Below are 16,871 nucleotides of genomic sequence, written 5' to 3'. Positions count from 1 at the left end.
GAAGAGGCGATGAAATCTGCTCCGGTCCTTCAGGTCTCGAACCTGACCGTTGCCGCCGGAGAGCGCGAGATCCTTTCGGCTATTTCCTTTGAGATCCACCCGCGCGAGATCCTGTCGGTCATCGGCGAAAGCGGGTCGGGCAAAACCGTGCTGGCCCGCGCGATTGCCAGCTGGCTGTCGGATCCCCTGCGGATCACCGGCGGCGAGATCCGCTTTCGCGGCGATGATCTGGTGAAGAACCCCGGTCTTGCGCGCAGGCTGGCGGGACGCGAGATTGCCTATGTCGGCGGCAACCCCGCCGGTGCCCTGGACCCGACGATGACCGTTGGCGCGCAGCTGGTGGAGAAACTCCGCGCGGTCAGGCCCGATATTTCGGCGACAGAGGCAAAGAAAAAGGCGATCCAGCTGCTGAATGCGGTGCGGATTCCATCTGCCCATAAGCGGTTCGAAGAATATCCGTTCCAGTATTCCGGCGGCATGATGCAGCGCGCGATGATCGTCGATGCGCTGATCTCGGACCCGGCTTTGCTGATCGCCGACAATATCACCCAGCCGCTTGACGTGACGGTGGCGGCGCAGATCCTGAAACTGATGCGCGACCTGAATGCGCAATTCTCGACGGCCGTGCTGTTCATCTGCTCGTCGCTGCCGGTGGCCTGCGATGCCTCTGACCGGGTTATGGTGCTCAATGCCGGCAAAGTAGCCGAGATGCAGCCGCCCCGCGCGCTGATCGAAGACCCGAAAAGCGCCTATACCGCCAAACTGATCCAGGAACTGCCGAAGCTCTGGGATGAAAGCACCCGCGCGCCGGGGGAAGAACGCGATGCTCCGGTGCCGGTCCTTTCGATCCGCGATGTCGCGAAAGCCTATAAGATCCGCCGTCGCGGCGAGGCCGGGCTTTCTGTGGTTCAGGCCGTCCGGAACGTGTCTTTCGATGTCTTTCAGGGCGACAACTTCGGGGTCGTGGGTGAATCCGGTTGCGGCAAATCCTCGCTGATGCGGCTTCTGACCGGGCTGGAACGCCCGGATCATGGCCAGATCATCTTTGACGGCGAGGATGTGGGCGCGGCCAGCGCCGCCACGCTGCGGGGAATGCGCAAGAAATTCCAGCTGGTGCTGCAGGACCCCTACGGATCGCTGCCGCCGCAATGGCCGATCGGCAAGATCCTGGAAGAGCCGCTGAAAATCCACGGCATCGGATCGGCCACTGAACGCCGCGACCGCGCGCGGGCGGTGATGAACGAGGTCGGGCTGCCCGACAGCTACTACAACCACCTGACCGGCGGGCTCTCGGCAGGCCAGCGCCAGCGTCTGAACGTGGCCCGCGCTATGATCCTGGAGCCGAAGCTTCTGATCATGGACGAGACGCTTTCGGCGCTTGATCAGACCGAACAGGGCAAGTTGCTGGATCTGTTCGAACGCCTCCAGGCCCAGCACGGGTTCACCTATATCTTCATCTCGCATGACCTGACGATGGTGCGCCGCGTCTGTTCGCGGATCGCGGTGATGTATCTGGGCGAAGTGGTCGAGGTAGCGCCGAATGAGCGGCTGTTCTTTGACCCCGGCCACCCCTATAGCCGCGCGCTGCTGTCTGCCGCGCCGACGCTGGAGACAAGGCGCTATCGCCCCGAGGATTGCCTCCTTGAAGGCGAGCCCCCGTCTCCCATCGACCTGCCGCCCGGCTGTGCCTTTGCCAGCCGCTGTCCGCATGCCTTTGACCGTTGCCGCCAGGAAAATCCCGGCCTGACGGATCGCGGCGGGCGGGCATTGGCGGCCTGTTTCCTGAATGACCAGACCCCGGCTTCAGCCGCTTCGGAGAAGACCTATGCCTGACACCACAGTCCCAAGCAAAATCGACGCAGGTCTTCTGAACCGGCTGATGGACAAGATCTCGGAATTCGGAGCAACGCCGATGGGGGGCGTCGACCGCCCGGCGCTGACCGATGCTCATGCGGCAGCCCGCAACTGGTTCAAATCCGAGATGGCCGCGCGCGGCTATACGGTAAAGGTCGATGCCATCGGCAATCTCTTCGGCCAGATCGACCTCGCCGGCGAAGACGCGCCCCTGGTGATGATCGGCTCACATATCGACAGCCAGCCGCTCGGCGGGCGGTTCGATGGCGCCTACGGCGTGATGGCAGCACTGGCGGCAATCGAAAGCTACCGTGCCTGGTGCACAGAGACCGGTACAAAGCCGCAATGCAATTTCTGCGTCGCCGACTGGATGAATGAGGAAGGCGCGCGCTTTACCCCGAGCCTGCTCGGATCGTCGGTCTTCTCGGGCGAATATACCCTCGACTTCGCGCTGGCCCGCCAGGACCGCGATGGCAAATCGGTGGGCGATGAACTCAAACGCGTGGGCTATGCGGGCACCGATACCGCGCCCGAGCCGGTCGCCTATCTCGAAGTTCATATCGAAGGCGATGCCGAGCTGGAAAAGGCCGGCAAACATATCGCCCCCTTCGCCCGCCACTGGGGCGCGCTGAAGGTGAAGATCGAGGTGACCGGCGAGCAGGCACATACCGGCCCGACCAAAATGGCCGACCGCAAGGATGCGCTGCTCGGTGCGGCCTATATCATGGCTGAACTGAAGCATCTCGCCGATACCGCACCGGACACGCTGTACAGTTCCTGCGCGCGGCTCGATATTTCCCCGAACTCCGCCAATATCATTCCTGAAAAAGTGATCATGTTCTGCGAATTGCGGTCGCCGGAACAGGCGATGCTCGACTGGTCGGAAGCAGGGCTGAAAGCGGCGCTGCCCGGGCTGATGGCAAAGGCGGGCGTGGCCGGCGAGATCGTCTCGATTGACCGCCGCATCGCCGGGCGTTTCGACAAACGGCTGGTGAAGCTGGTCGAAATGGGCGCCGACGAAAACGGCTACGGGCGCATCGAACTTGATACGGTCGGTGGCCATGATGCCGTGACGATCCAGCGCCGGATTCCGTCGATTGTCTTCGTGGTGCCCTCGGTCGATGGCGTGATTCACCGTTACAACGAATATACCAGCCCGGAGGATCTGGCGAAGGGCGGCGATGTTCTTGTCGGGATGATCCGCCGGATCGACGCCGCCCGTGGTGACCTCGACCTCGCCGTCACGATCAATTCCTGAGGGGGACGCATGAGTCAGATTGTCACGGATGCCGATGTCGGGCGGGTGATTGCCGCCGCGCCGGGGCTGGACGGCGCGCAGGCGCGGCCTGGCCCGGCGGCGCTGGCTTCGCCCTCCTGTCGGGGGCTGGAAAGCGCGGCGGTTTTCCTCGATCTGCCTGATGGCGAAAGCCGGTTTCTGAAGATCATCCATCCCGAGATCCGGGATTTCCTTGACCTGCCGACCGGTTTCGCGGCGGCCAAGACGGCCGGCGAGGCCGGGGTCGCGCCCCGGGTTCTCTGGTCCGATCCGGAGGCAGGGGCGATCCTCTTCGCGGCGGCCGGTCCTGGCTGGCGCGAGGCGCGACTGTCCGACTGCCTTGACGCGGATTTTCGCAAGAACACCATGCAGGCGCTGCGGCGGCTGCATGAGGCCCCCGCCAATGTTGCGCGGTTCGAGCCTTTCGCACGGCTTGAGGCGCTGATTGCTGAGGCAGGCCGGTCGGGCGTTTCCCTCCCTGCGGATCTTGGCTGGATCATGTCGCTTCTGAATGCCGCCCGCCCGGTGCTGGAGGCAGCGCCGCTGGCGCTGTGCCGCAATGAAAGCACGGTCTCCAACCTCATGATCGGGCCGGATCAGGCCGCGCTGCTGGTCGATTTCGACCGGGCGGGCCTCAATGACCCGATGTATGATCTGGGCGCGGTCCTGGCTGAGATGCACGAGTTCGAGCGGGATATGCAGGCGACATTCCGCGGGTATGGCGGCGATGAGGCGGGCTTTGCCCGGGCGCGGCTCTGGTCGGTGGTCGATGACATGATCCAGGCCATCTTCTGCCGGATCTTCGGGCAGGTCTCGGTGCGCAAATCGCTGGAATGGCTGAAATTCGGCGAATGGCGCCTGATGCGGGCGCGGCTTGGGCTGCATCACCCCGGTTTCGAGGAAAAAATCCGGGTCGCGGAGGGTCGGGCATGATGAAAGCAGTGGGGAGCGCAGAGAGCCAGGCCGAGCGCGATATCGAAGCGGCAATGCTGGATGCGAGGGCGCTGTTCGGGGAAGGCGCCCGCTATGCACCGGTCTCGGGCGGGATTTCGAATTCGAACTGGCGGGTGCAATCGGCCTGTACCAGCCGTGACTGGTTCGTGAAAATCCCCGGCAACGGCACCGAGATGTTCATCGACCGTGTTGCGGCGATGGATGCCTCGCGCAAGGCCGCAGCCGCCGGGCTTGGTCCGAAGATCTACGAGGATCTGGCGCATCAGGGAGTGGAGATCAATGATTTCATCCCCGACCGGCGCCCCTCGACCCATGCCGATTTCGGCAATCCCGCCAATCGCGCGGCGGCGATTGCGGCCTATCGCCAGATGCATGCACTGCCCGCGCTCGGGCTGACCAAGACGGTCTTCGACATGATCGACGAGCATCATGTGCAGATGGCGGAACTCGGCGCGCCGGTGCCACGCCATGCCGAATGGATCGCGCTGAACACAAAGATGGCGCGCGATGCGATGCAGGCCTCGGGCCTTGATCTTGTGCCCTCGTTCAACGATCCGATGCCGGGAAATTTCATGATCGGCGCGGATGGCTCGATCATGCTGATCGATTATGAATATGCCTCGATGAATGATCGTTGCTATGATCTGGGCATCTGGTTCGGCGAGATGTTCTATACGCCCGAGGTCGAGGCCGAGCTGATCGAAGAGTATTTCGGCCGGGTAACACCCGAGATCGTGGCGCGGGTCACCGTTCATAAGGCGCTGGCCGATGTGAAATGGGCAGCCTGGTCGATGGTGCAGCTGAAAGTCTCGGCGCTGGATTTCGATTTCTATAAATATGGGGTGTGGAAGCTGATGCGCTTTCAGCAGATCACCAGCGATCCGGCCTGGAAAGAACAGTTGCGCAGGCTGTAATCGTCTGCGCAAATCGGTCGGCAGTTAAGGTGATGAGCCTGGAAGCGCTGGTCCTGAAATCACGCCCGAAGTGGGATCGGGGTCAGGCTGAGCTGCCTCAAGGCGTTTGGGGGAACGCATTGCCTCACTTGCTCCAGATGAACCGCCTTAATGCGCTCGGCACTGCCGGGATCCACCGCGTGGTCTGGAGTACAACGGGGAAAGGAGTAAATCCGCCCAACAGCCGACCTTCGCAAAAATGCCTCTTTGGCTCCGGCGAAGAACACAGGTGACTATGCAGGGGTGATAAGCTACCTTGTCGCATTGACCTGTCGGCGAGAGACTCTGATGGCCTCCGTAGAACGCAGTGCATCGTCGAGATGGTTCAAACTCGTCCCGGCTCTTCCACCGAATGCGCTCGTCATCGGTCTCGCGGTGTTTGCCGCATGTACATTGGGCATTCTGACAAGACCGGTCGGGTATCTTGCGATGATATGGCCCGCAAATGCGGTCATGCTTGGATTGCTCATTCGCCTGCCCGATACGCGCCGTCCCTCTGTGTGGCTGTTGGCGGCGATGGCCTATATGGCTGCAGACCTGATCGCGGGCACCAGCCTTGCACAGGCCTTACTGCTCAATACCGCAAATCTGTGCGGCGTCGGTACCGCCTGCCTTGTCTGCCGCTATCTTCCCAGGAATGCGCTGCTGATGCGGGAGCCGGCATCCGCACTGTATATTGTCCTGGTCTCGGTGTCGGCTGCCGCAGCTGCGGGACTTGTCGGCGCCATTGCCGACCCTGTCGTGCTGAGGCTCGGTGCTGCCAATGCGGGGACATTCTGGTTCACGACGGAACTCGTCAACTATATCGCCTTGTTGCCGGTCATACTCTCCGCGCCGGCGCCTCGTAGCCTGGGCGCAAATATCAGGTCGTTAAACCTGGTACCGGGCGCGCTTGCAGCTGTTCCTGTCCTGGCTCTGGCAGCATCCTGCGCCCTGGCGATGGTTGTGGGAGGGCCAGGCGCCTTCGCACTTGCTCTGCCGGCGCTTTTATGGTGCGGCCTGGCTTATTCCGTCTTCACTGCTTCCGCCCTCGCTTTCCTGTTCAGCTGCTGGTTGCTGACCGTCATATGCGCGACCTATCTTCACGGTGCCGAAGGCGTCTATGACGAGCATGCGATTGTTTCCATGCGATTGGCGGCCTTCATGGTCGCATTGGCGCCGATCACATTGTCTATCGTGATGCGCAATCGCGATGACCTGATCAGCAAGCTCTTGCTTGCCCGACAACGCGTCGACATTGCCCTCGAGGCCGGAGGGATCATCGCCACATGGGACCTGAACCTGGCGCGGCGGGATCTCAGCGTGGAAGGCACGTTCCTGGAACGTTTCGGAATTGAGGCGCAGGCCGGGACCGGCATTCCCCTTGAGAGACTTTCGCAGATCCTTCACCCGGATGACCGAGAGCGGGTCCTCGATGCTCTCGGTGGCGCGATCGCGACCGGCTCTGACTATCACTGCCGCTACAGGATTGCGACGCCCACAGGTGAAAACCGATGGGTTGCAGCCTTTGGCAAAGTGGCGCGTGACGGGCAAGGCGCGGCGTCCCATCTGAGCGGCATCCTGATCGATATCACCGAGTTAACAGACGCCGTCGAGACACTTGAGCAAAGCAACAAACGTTTCAATATCGTGAGCGAGTCCATCCCTCAGATCGTCTGGAGCACGGACGCCGATGGGCGGCACGACTACTTCAATTGCCGGTGGACTGAATTTACCGGCATCGCCCCGGAAGAGATCACGGCAGAAACCTGGAAAAGCCTGGTTCACCCTGAAGACAAGGCGCGGGTCGATGCTACCTGGAAAGCCTGCCTTATGACAGGGGAAACCTACGCGATCGATTATCGCTTCCGGTATCATGACGGCAGCTATCGCTGGCTTAAGGTTCTTGCCAAACCGCTTCGGAACGCCGAAGGCGCGATCACGCGCTGGTATGGAACCTCCACGGATATCGATGCCGTCAAACAACTGGAAGCCGAGCGTGAGATCATCGCCCGGGAACTGGACCACCGGATCGGCAACCTGTTCGCACTTGTGAATGGCCTGGTCAGCCTCACGGCCCGCGACGGCTCTGACGTGAAGGCGGTGACGGAATCACTTCGGGGCCGACTGAGAGCGCTCCACGATGCCCATGGCCTTATCAGGCACAAGCAGGACGGAACAGCAGCCACGATAGCGGAACTGTTGCGTCGACTTCTCGCGCCTTACGATAAAGGGGACGATCACATTACGATCACTGGCGATGATCTGCCGCTCGACCCGTCAGCCATGACCGCGATCGCTCTCATATTCCATGAGCTGGGGACGAATGCCGTCAAATATGGGGCCCTCAAGGACAGCCAGGGCCTGCTCCGTGTCGAACTCTGCCAGATCGAAGATCGCTTCAGCATTCGCTGGGTGGAAGTGACGCATTTACCTGCCTCGACTGACAAGGGCACAGGCTTTGGCTCGAAACTGTTCAATTCGATCGTCGAAGGGCAGCTTCGGGGTCACGCGGTGCGGTCATCCACTCAGGATGGCCTGACCATCGAGATCAATCTGCCGGTCTCGGCGCTAACTGGCTTCGGCAAGCGGCAATAACACTGAATAGTCCCGTATTCGTGAACGCCATCCTCGCTGGCGTTGAGGCAAGAAGGCGATGACTCCGGCGTCGAAGCAGGCGCTGCGCCGATTATCTCAGGCGCCCCGAAATCCTCCGGGCGATCAGCAAGACGCCCTCCCATGCCAGCCCGAGCAATCCGCCTCCAAGAAAGAAAAGCGAAATCAGCATCAGCCAGCCCATGACGGCCATCGTGTAAAGCACGCCGCCGATATCGGTTCCCAACAGGATACAGGGCTGGGCAAAGCCCTCATGCAGGGCGCAGCCGTTCCAGTCCGCAATCAGCCCGGCCAGGGCAACCGAAGCGAGTGGTGAGATCCCGATGACGACCATCAGGATCAGCAGCCAAATCCGGCGTGAGGTCTTCACCCCGGCACCCGGATCATGCGCGGCGGCGGTTCATGGCCGCAGCAGCCGCCAATGCGACAAGGCCCGCGCCGATCATCGCCCAGTCAACGAGATGCGCCGTCAGGTCGCCCTGATTGGCCTGCGAGATCCGGCGTGCTGCCGCCTGGGCATCATCGCCCGATGCCTGGGCATCCATCATCGCCACCATGCCGGCATCGCCGCATTTGGGCAGCAAAAGCGCCAGGGCCTCGGCATCGTCACCGCTTTGCGCGCGGACCTGCGCTTCGCAGCGTGCCTGGTCTGCCGCGCTGACGCCTGCACCGGCAAATTGCCGATAACCGCCAAAGCCCAGCAATGCGAGGCCAATGATAACAAGAAGAAGTTTCCGCATGACGCAGTCCATTTGGTATGTTTCCACGCCCTGTAGCACAGATGTTCTGCCGGAACAGTCACTCCCGGATTTGGGCCGGGCGCATCCCGTGTCTCTCGGCAGGATCACGCCGGATGCATTGCGTCCCTGCTTGGAACCGGCCTCCTTCCGGTCCATCCTGCCCAGCATCGGCAGCCGGCCTGTGATCGTGGCCCGGGACGTCACCATTTGTGAGTTTTGATGATCAGGATCACCTTGCCCGCCCTTGCTTTGCTTGCGTCCGGGGTCTGCTCTCCGGCCCTGGCGCAGGAACCTTTGCCCCATCAGCCGCTGGAAACCCGCCATATCTGCGCTGCCCAACCGATTTACGCGGCACCTGCCGGGTCGGCAGCACGCGAACTGGCGGCGGGCGAAGCGGTCACTTTACGCGACGTGACCTTCGGCCCGGATGGTGCCGCATGGTTCGCTGTGGATTACGCGACCGGAAAGGGGCTGGAGCGGGCAGTGGGCTATCTGGAGATTGCCGGGGTCACGCATTTCTGCCCGCCGACGACTGCAAGTGACAGCCGCGACCGGATCTATCTCGCTCCGCCGAACACCTGCCATCTAGTTGCGGGCCATGCCGATACGCTGTCTGAGCTGAACGATCTCGCGGCCTCCCTGCCTGCCTTTGGCCCCTCTGCGTCCGGTTATCGGCTGCAGGCGGGAGGCTATGCGCTGGTATTGGGTCTTCTGAGCACCGGGGCCAGCGAAAGGACAATCCGCCTTTCCGATCGGCTGCCAGAGGGCAGTTCCTGTGTCTCCGGTGCCGGTTTCAGCGCGGCGCTGGTCCGGGATGATGCCGGATTTGTCGAAGCAGGGCCGGGCGGAGCGCAGGAGGCTGCGGCCTTGCTGGCCGAAGCCCGTCTGGCCGGGGATCCTGCGGGGATGAAACAGGCCTGCGATCTGGGCCTCGGCACGGCCTGCACCGCATTTGCCGGCCTGATCTATGATGCGCCGGAAGGGCCGGGCCGTGGGCCCGCCGTGGTCACACGCTATGCTCTGTTGGGCTGTATGGCCAGTGACCTGGAAGGGTGTCGGCTGGCGATCAACCGGCAGGACAATACGACAGAGCTTGCGCAGGATCAGGCGCTGCCGGGCGGGGTCACTGCGGAGGATCGCGTGACGGCGGAGCTGTCGAAGCTTCTTTGCGATGCGCAGGACCGCGTGGGCTGTATCCTGCTGGCGCGGAACACGGCGGCAGATCGCAGCCCGTCCCTCGTCGAGGCGGCATCGAATTTCGCGGCCAATCTGACCGCCTGCCAGCAAGGGATCGGCTGGATTTGCGAGGGGCTGGAAGAGGGCTTTCGCGCGGTGACAGTGGCACGGGGCGCGGCGGATCTGACCCCGGACGAACGGTTCGCGCTGGCGGGCATCGAGGCGGGCATATGCACCCAGGGCCCCCGCGATCCAAATCAGCGCAGCTGCAAATCAGCCTACTATCTTTACCGCGATTTCCTGACCTATGGCGATCCCGATGCGCGGGGTCCGGCGCGTGTGACCCGGGCCAGTGCCTTCCTGACTGAAGGCTGCGCAGCCGGCGATCCCGCGGCCTGCGCCACCCTGTCAAAGCTGCCCGATTTCTGGCGGGTGTCCGAGCGGCAGGCCGCGGCCGCCCGCGCGATTGCGCTCTGTGACGCTCAGGAAAACAAGGACAGCATCTGCGAAAGCCTTGGCGGGGCCATGGACGTGACACTCTCCGAGGCCCGTCCGGCCTTGCGCACCCGATATGATGCCCTTGCCCTATCCTGCCTGTCCCCCGAGGATGGGTCCTCGCAGGATTGCAGTCAGGCGCTGTATGTCTATGCGGCGCTGGAGGCCGCGGACGGTCTGGATACGGTCGAAGCGATGCTGAAAGAGGCCTGTTCGCGCAGCAATATCAAGGGCTGCGCGCCGCTGGCGGGCCTTTACGCTAAGGTCGGATATGAAACCCAGGGCGTGACCATTCCCGCCCGCGACGATCCAGAGGCCTGGCTTGTGACCCTGCGCATGGGCTGCCGGGATGCACGCGATATGGCGCGGGCCGCCAATACCTGCAGCCAGCTTGCGGATGCCATGGCAGAGCGCGATGACGGGGAAGGCGCACTCTATATCCGGTCGATGGCCTGCGAGGCGCTGATGGCCAGCGGAAATGATCAGGACAGCCCGGCCTGCTATGATGCGGCAAAGCTGGCGCTGGCGGATCAGACGCGTTTGCCCGACGCCCTGCGATGGGCCCGGTTCACCTGCAACAGCGCTGACGCTTCGGTCGCGCCCTATGGGTGCAGGCTGGCCGGGGATCTGCTTGCCGATGGGGCAGTCCCGCCCACTGATCCTGCGCTTGCCCTGGCCGCTTATCAGCGCGGCTGCTTTCATCACCGAGTCGACACCACCGATGGGGCGGCCTGCCTGATCTATGGCGGGATGCTGACTGACAGCGTGCGCCGGGGCGAGACACTGCCCGTGCCGCTCGCCTTCGCATCTTCCGCAGAGGAAGAAGATCCGCCGCCGCCGTTGGTGCTGTCAGAGGCCTCGCGCGCCTTTGACATGGGCTGCATGGACAATATTGCGCAGGCCTGCGCCGCCAATACGCAGCTTTTGGAGGAATGGAGTGCGGGCGATCTGCCCTCTGACCCGTTCACCTGTCAGGTCAGAGCTGTGAGCGGCGAGGTGATCTCGGACAAACCCTGTCATGGCTTTATCTTCTGGCAGGCTTCGGCAGAGATGCAGAAGCTGCGGGAGCAGGTCGCGCTGAACGTCTATGTCTGGCCGGACGGGGATCGCAGCGTGACCTATGTCCAGGACGGCATCTGGCGCCTGAACGAGGTCAGAACCGATGGTCCGGTGACCGAAGCGACGGGGCGCTGCTGGCACAACCCGATCTCGACCCGCAGTTTCTGCGTGGCGCCGGCACAGTGAGGATGCGGCATCGGCGGATCGGATGATGGTGCGGTTTGCAGCGCCCCAGAAACACGGGATGCAGATAATATATTATAGACAAACCGGAATGCCCCTGCCGCTCGTTCCAGGTGCGATTTTTAATATAGATATTTGATTTTAAATATTAATTTAAATTCAGATCTGGATCGAATAATAGATAACTTTGCAAATTGAGCGCGCGCCCGGTTCCCTGTCTGCTTGATCGCAGCCCTGCCGGAGGACCCCGATGCAAATGCGTGCGAGCCCTGTCTATAATCTGCCCCTGATGGATCTGCTGTTCCGCGCCCAGAGCGTGCATCGGGAAAATTTCGACCCGAACCGCATCCAATGCGCGAAACTCCTGTCGATCAAAACCGGCGGCTGCCCGGAAGACTGCGCCTATTGTGCGCAATCGGCGCGCAACGGATCAAAACTCAGCGCCTCGAAAATGATGGAGGTGCAGAAGGTCCTGGCCGAGGCTAAAAAGGCCAAAGACGCGGGGGCGACGCGCTATTGCATGGGGGCCGGGTGGCGCTCACCGAAAGCGCGCGACATGCCGGCGGTCATCGCCATGGTCGAGGGGGTGAAGGCCCTCGGGCTTGAGACCTGCATGACGCTGGGGATGCTGGATGATGACCAGGTGGTTCAGCTCAGGGCGGCGGGGCTTGATTATTACAACCATAATATCGACACCTCCGAGAGCTTTTACCCCTCGATCATCACCACCCGCAGCTTTGCCGACCGGCTGGAGACGCTGGAACGCGTCCGCATGGCGGGGATCAATGTCTGTTCCGGCGGGATCATCGGCATGGGAGAGAGCCCTGAGGACCGGATCTCGATGATCCAGACCCTGGCCGATCTGCCCGAGCCGCCAAAATCCATCCCGATCAACATGTTGATGCCAATGGCAGACACACCCCTGGCAGATGTGGCGCCGCTTGATCCGATCGAGATGGTGCGCACGATTGCCACCATGCGTATTCTGGCGCCGAAATCCTATGTCCGGCTTTCGGCGGGACGCAGCGCGATGTCGGATGAGCTGCAGGCGATGTGCTTTTTTGCCGGTGCCAATTCGATCTTTGTCGGCGATACGCTGCTGACAGCGGATAATCCCGGCGACAGCAAAGACGCGCAGCTTTTCGCAAGGCTCGGCCTGCGCGCCGAAGAACTGCGTACTTGTGGGGCGGCGGCGTGAGCCTTTTTCCCCGACATGCCGAACGGCTTGCGGTCACCGCAGCGCGAGGGCGCGCCCGCGCGCTGTTGCCGGCACTGGGGCGTGACTTTGCCTCGAATGATTATCTGGGCCTGAGCGCATCCGCCGTCCTCGCCGATGCGGTGCAGGCGGCCATCGCCCGCGGTGTGCCGGTGGGGTCGGGCGGATCGCGGCTGCTGCGCGGCAATGATCCGGAATTTGCGGCGCTGGAGGCCGAAGCCGCCGATTTCTTCGGCACCGAATCCTCTCTGTTCATGGGCGGTGGCTTTCAGGCCAATCAGGCGATCTTCTCGGCCCTGCCGATGGCAGATGATCTGGTGCTTTATGATGCAAGGATCCATGCCAGTGTGCATGAGGGGATGCGGCTCGGCCCGGCGCAAAGCCTGGAATTCCGCCATAACGACGCGCAGCATGCAGAGGATCAGATCCGCGACTGGCGCGTCAATGGCGGTCGCGGGCGGATCTGGATCGCGCTTGAGACGCTCTGTTCGATGGATGGGGATTTCGCGCCACTGGCCGATTTCATCGCACTGGCGCGGGCTTACGATGCCGTACTGGTCCTGGATGAAGCCCATGCCACCGGGCTTTACGGGCCGATGGGGCGCGGGCTTGCCGATGTGCCGGGCGATATTGCATCGATTGTGGTCCATACCTGCGGCAAGGCGCTCGGGGCCGGTGGCGCGCTGATCTGCGCCGGGCGCATCGTGACCGAGACACTGATCAACCGCGCGCGCCCCTTCATCTATGCCACCGCCCCTTCGCCGCTGGTTGCGGCGGCGGTACGTGCGGCGCTTTTGCTGTTGCAGACACGGCCCGCACTGATCAGACATGCCAAAGACCTGCGCCTTCATGCCCATCGCGCCGCCAGTAGCGTGGGGCTTAAGCTCGGCCGCAGCCAGATCCTCCCTCTGATCATAGGTCAGGATCATGCGGCGCTCAGGGCCGCGCATGACCTGCGCGAGGCGGGGTTCGATCTGCGCGCTATCCGGCCGCCCACTGTCGCGAAAGGCTCTGCGCGTCTGCGCATCTCGATCACCGGTGGGCTGCAGGTCACGGATATCGATGCGCTTTTCGCGGCCATCGCGGGGATGAAAACAGGGTATCCGACATGAGTTCTGCCATCATCATTACCGGCACAGATACCGGGATCGGCAAGACCGTGTTCAGCGCCGGGCTGACGCTGGCTTTGCAGGCAAGCTATTGGAAACCCGTCCAGGCCGGGCTTGACGAAGAGACCGACAGCGAGACCGTCGCCCGCCTGACCGGCCGCCCCACCCTGCCCGAGACATATCGGCTGAAGCTTCCGGCTTCGCCGCATCATGCGGCGGCGCGCGAGGGGATCAGGATCACGGCGATGCCGCTGCCCCCGGTCGACGGCCCGCTGGTGGTCGAGGGGGCGGGGGGCGCGCTGGTGCCCCTGGATGGCAGCTTCCTTTACGCCGATCAGATGGCGAAATGGCAGGCCCCGGTCATCGTGGTGGCTCGGACCGCACTTGGCACGATCAATCACAGCCTGCTGACGATCGAAGCCCTGCGCGCGCGCCGCGTGCCGCTGCTGGGCATCGTCTTTATCGGCGAGGAAATGCAGGACAGCCAGCACAGCATCTGCCGGATCGCCGCCCTGCCAGCCCTTGGTCGCCTGCCGCGCCTCACGAATGTCACCCGCAGCGCGCTGGAACAGGCCTTTCCGGCTATCGACCTGGCGACCATCAAGGCTGCGCTGTGATGGAGGATCTGGCCTTTGACCGCAGCCATATCTGGCATCCCTACAGTTCGATTGCGCATCCGGCGCCGCAGCACAGGATCAGGCGGGCCGAGGGTATCTGGCTGACGCTCGATGATGGCCGGCGGATGATCGACGCCATGTCCTCCTGGTGGTGCGCGGCCTTTGGCCATGCGCCGCCCTCGCTGGTCAAAGCGCTGCAGGACCAGGCGGCGCAGCTGCCGCATGTCATGTTCGGCGGGCTGACCCATCAGCCGGCCATCGACCTCAGTCGCCGGCTGACAGCTGTACTGCCGGAGGGGCTCGACCGGATCTTCTATGCCGACAGTGGCTCAGTCGCGGTTGAGGTGGCGGTGAAACTGGCCATTCAGGTCCAGATCGCGCGTGGCCATCGCAGGCGCACTGCCCTGGCGACCGTGCGCGGCGGCTATCATGGTGACACATGGAAGGCGATGAGCCTTTGCGATCCAGAGACCGGCATGCACAGCCATTTCGGCCGTGCCATTGCGCCGCAGCACTTCGCCGCCCGCCCGCCGGTGTCCTATGGCGCCGACTGGCCCGAGGACCCGGCGCTGAACGGCCTGGGCGAGGTTGAGGCGCTGCTGTCCCGCCATGACGCAGAGATTGCGGCCTTCATCATCGAACCTGTCGTCCAGGGCGCAGGGGGAATGTATTTCTATCATCCCGCCTATCTCAGGGGCCTGCGGGCGATCTGTGACCGTCATGCGGTTCTGCTGATCTTCGATGAAATCGCGACCGGGTTCAGCCGCACCGGTGCGCCCTTTGCGGCCGATCTGGCGGGGGTCAGGCCCGATATCATGTGCCTCGGCAAGGCGCTGACCGGCGGCATGATGAGCCTTGCCGCCACCACAGCCACGCGCGATCTCGCCTGTGAGGCGGGCATATTGATGCATGGCCCGACCTTTATGGCCAATCCGCTGGCCTGCGCCGTTGCCGCCGCCGCCATGGGTCTGTGGCAAAGCGCGGACTGGAGCGCCCGGGCCCGCGATATCGGCGCGCAGTTGCAGCGTGACCTCGCACCCGCTGCCGGGCTGCCTTCGGTGGCCGGGCTGCGCGTTCTGGGCGCAATCGGGGTGATCGAGATGAAAACGCCCCTGCCGATGGACAAGGTGCACCGTTTCTGCGCCGAAACCGGCGTCTGGCTGCGGCCCTTCGGCAAGCTGCTCTATGCCATGCCGCCGCTGACGATCGGCCCGGACGAGCTGACGCAGGTCAGCGCGGCAATGCTTGCCATCGCAAAGGGGCTCTGATGCGGGCGCAATGGCTGCAAAGATCCGGCAGCGAAGATCTGATCCTGTTTTATGGGGGCTGGGCCGTCGGCGCAGGCGCTGTTCACCATCTGCATGGCGGTGATGATGTCCTGGTTCTGGACGATTACCGCGATGAAACCCTGCCCGGGCTGCTGTTGCGCCCCTATCGCCGGTTGCATGTGATTGCCTGGTCGATGGGCGTGGCTGTCGCCGCGCGCCATCTGGACCATCTGGCACCGGCGCGGGCCACAGCCATCTGCGGCGCGCCCGATCCGCGCGCGGCCATCGGCCCCCAAACCTATGACGCCACGGCAGCGTCGCTGACCGCAGAGAGCCTGCAGCGCTTCGCCCGTCGCGCCGGGGCCGACCTGCCGGAACAGACCGAGCCCGGCGCCCTCGCGCAGGAATTGCAAAATCTTGCCCTGCGCGACGCAGCGCCCGCCGCCGCATTCACCCATATCATCGCCGGACGGCGCGACCGTATCTTTCCACAACGCCGGATGGCTGAGGGCTGGCCGGCCCGGGAGATCACCTGGCTCGACTGCGGCCATAATCCCTTTCCCCTCTGGCGGGCCTGGAGCGAGATCAGATGATGATGGCGCGGATCGCGGCGGAATTCTCCCGCCACCATCACAGTTATGAGGGGGCGGCGCTGGCGCAGGCCCGGATTGCCGTAGGCCTGGCCGAAGGTATCTTCTCCCATATCAGCACTGCCCGCAGGGTGCTGGAGCTTGGCCATGGCACCGGCCTTCTGACACGGCAACTTGCCCGCCTGAACTCCGGGGATATCTGGCTGAACGATCTTGTCGCCCCGCTGCCGCAGCTGGCCTGGCCGGGGCAGGGGCGCGTATATCCTCTGCCCGGAGACGCCGCCGCCTGTGATTTCCCGCGCGATCTGGATCTGCTCGCCAGCGCCTCGATGCTGCAATGGATCGCCGATCCGCGTGGCTTGCTGGCCAAAGCGGTGCGGGCCCTGCGCCCCACAGGCCTGTTGGCGCTGTCAGGCTTTGGCCCTGACAATTTCCCCGAATTTTCCGGCTGGGGTCTGCCCCGGGGCGCGCCCTCCTATCTGAACGCTGCCGGCATATGTGATGCCCTGCCCGCCGGGATGGAGGGTCTTGTCTTGCGCGACGAGACCATCACTCTGCAGTTCGAAAGCGCCGAAGATCTTTTTGCGCATCTGCGCGCCAGCGGCGTGAACGGCTTTGCCGCAGGGCGGCTTTCGCCCGGTCGGCTGCGCGGCCTGATGCGAGAGATCAACGCGGCAGGGCCGCCCACTTTGACCTATCGCCCGTCTTATTGTATTGCGCGCAGATCATAGATGGCCCTTAACGGCGCCCGCCACGCTCTTTCCCTCCGTCCACCAAGGTTGATCG

The 16,871-nt window shown here is 63.4% G+C and carries 14 protein-coding genes; 12 read left to right on the top strand and 2 right to left on the bottom strand.

Features of this window, described 5'->3' with window-relative positions; all coding sequences use genetic code 11:
• Positions 1-9: 9 nt before the first annotated feature.
• The 5 genes from BLW25_RS22585 to BLW25_RS22565 all read left to right on the top strand — a co-directional run bounded on the left by BLW25_RS22585 (position 10) and on the right by BLW25_RS22565 (position 7,614).
• Positions 10-1,833 carry an ABC transporter ATP-binding protein gene (locus BLW25_RS22585; RefSeq protein ID WP_249497518.1) on the top strand — a complete coding sequence of 608 codons (1,824 nt, stop codon included), beginning with the start codon at positions 10-12 and terminating at the stop codon, positions 1,831-1,833.
• Positions 1,826-3,112: a Zn-dependent hydrolase gene (locus BLW25_RS22580; protein ID WP_092904372.1), complete on the top strand. Its 1,287-nt coding sequence runs from the start codon at positions 1,826-1,828 to the stop codon at positions 3,110-3,112. The genes BLW25_RS22585 and BLW25_RS22580 overlap by 8 nt, the downstream gene beginning before the upstream one ends.
• A gap of 9 nt (positions 3,113-3,121) precedes the next feature.
• A complete protein-coding gene (locus BLW25_RS22575; RefSeq protein ID WP_092904370.1) occupies positions 3,122-4,063 on the top strand; it encodes a phosphotransferase in 942 nt (313 codons plus the stop codon).
• Positions 4,060-4,998: a phosphotransferase gene (locus BLW25_RS22570; protein ID WP_216279493.1), complete on the top strand. Its 939-nt coding sequence runs from the start codon at positions 4,060-4,062 to the stop codon at positions 4,996-4,998. The genes BLW25_RS22575 and BLW25_RS22570 overlap by 4 nt, the downstream gene beginning before the upstream one ends.
• Before the next feature lie 327 nt (positions 4,999-5,325).
• Positions 5,326-7,614: a sensor histidine kinase gene (locus BLW25_RS22565; protein ID WP_092904369.1), complete on the top strand. Its 2,289-nt coding sequence runs from the start codon at positions 5,326-5,328 to the stop codon at positions 7,612-7,614.
• 91 nt (positions 7,615-7,705) lie between these two features.
• On the opposite strand, the gene BLW25_RS22560 is transcribed toward BLW25_RS22565, so the two are convergent.
• Entirely contained in the window at positions 7,706-8,002 is a 297-nt protein-coding gene (locus tag BLW25_RS22560; protein WP_253188624.1) for a hypothetical protein, read from the bottom strand.
• A 13-nt stretch (positions 8,003-8,015) separates the two neighbouring features.
• Positions 8,016-8,372 carry a hypothetical protein gene (locus BLW25_RS22555; RefSeq protein ID WP_092904367.1) on the bottom strand — a complete coding sequence of 119 codons (357 nt, stop codon included), beginning with the start codon at positions 8,370-8,372 and terminating at the stop codon, positions 8,016-8,018.
• A 219-nt stretch (positions 8,373-8,591) separates the two neighbouring features.
• Here BLW25_RS22555 and BLW25_RS22545 point away from each other — a divergent pair, with 219 nt between their 5' ends.
• The 7 genes from BLW25_RS22545 (at position 8,592) to BLW25_RS22515 (ending at position 16,816) form a co-directional block, all read left to right on the top strand.
• Positions 8,592-11,288 (top strand): hypothetical protein, encoded by a 2,697-nt coding sequence (locus BLW25_RS22545; RefSeq protein WP_092904363.1) that lies wholly within the window; start codon positions 8,592-8,594, stop codon positions 11,286-11,288.
• Between the two features lie 247 nt (positions 11,289-11,535).
• Positions 11,536-12,483, top strand: coding sequence for a biotin synthase BioB (gene bioB, locus BLW25_RS22540; RefSeq protein WP_216279492.1), 948 nt, complete (start codon positions 11,536-11,538; stop codon positions 12,481-12,483).
• Complete coding sequence (locus BLW25_RS22535; RefSeq protein ID WP_092904454.1) at positions 12,480-13,613, top strand: 8-amino-7-oxononanoate synthase; 1,134 nt, start codon at positions 12,480-12,482, stop codon at positions 13,611-13,613. Before bioB ends, BLW25_RS22535 begins: the two co-directional genes overlap by 4 nt.
• A complete protein-coding gene (gene bioD, locus BLW25_RS22530; protein WP_092904361.1) occupies positions 13,610-14,227 on the top strand; it encodes a dethiobiotin synthase in 618 nt (205 codons plus the stop codon). The genes BLW25_RS22535 and bioD overlap by 4 nt, the downstream gene beginning before the upstream one ends.
• Positions 14,227-15,495 (top strand): adenosylmethionine--8-amino-7-oxononanoate transaminase, encoded by a 1,269-nt coding sequence (bioA, locus tag BLW25_RS22525; RefSeq protein WP_092904359.1) that lies wholly within the window; start codon positions 14,227-14,229, stop codon positions 15,493-15,495. The genes bioD and bioA overlap by 1 nt, the downstream gene beginning before the upstream one ends.
• A complete protein-coding gene (locus BLW25_RS22520) occupies positions 15,495-16,088 on the top strand; it encodes a pimeloyl-ACP methyl esterase BioG family protein (RefSeq protein WP_092904357.1) in 594 nt (197 codons plus the stop codon). The genes bioA and BLW25_RS22520 overlap by 1 nt, the downstream gene beginning before the upstream one ends.
• Entirely contained in the window at positions 16,085-16,816 is a 732-nt protein-coding gene (locus tag BLW25_RS22515) for a methyltransferase domain-containing protein (RefSeq protein WP_092904355.1), read from the top strand. The genes BLW25_RS22520 and BLW25_RS22515 overlap by 4 nt, the downstream gene beginning before the upstream one ends.
• Positions 16,817-16,871 lie beyond the last annotated feature (55 nt).

Source organism: Rhodobacter sp. 24-YEA-8 (assembly GCF_900105075.1).
GTDB lineage: Bacteria > Pseudomonadota > Alphaproteobacteria > Rhodobacterales > Rhodobacteraceae > Pseudogemmobacter.
Note: the sequence above shows the minus strand (reverse complement) of the source record. Positions and strands in the feature narration are given on the sequence as shown.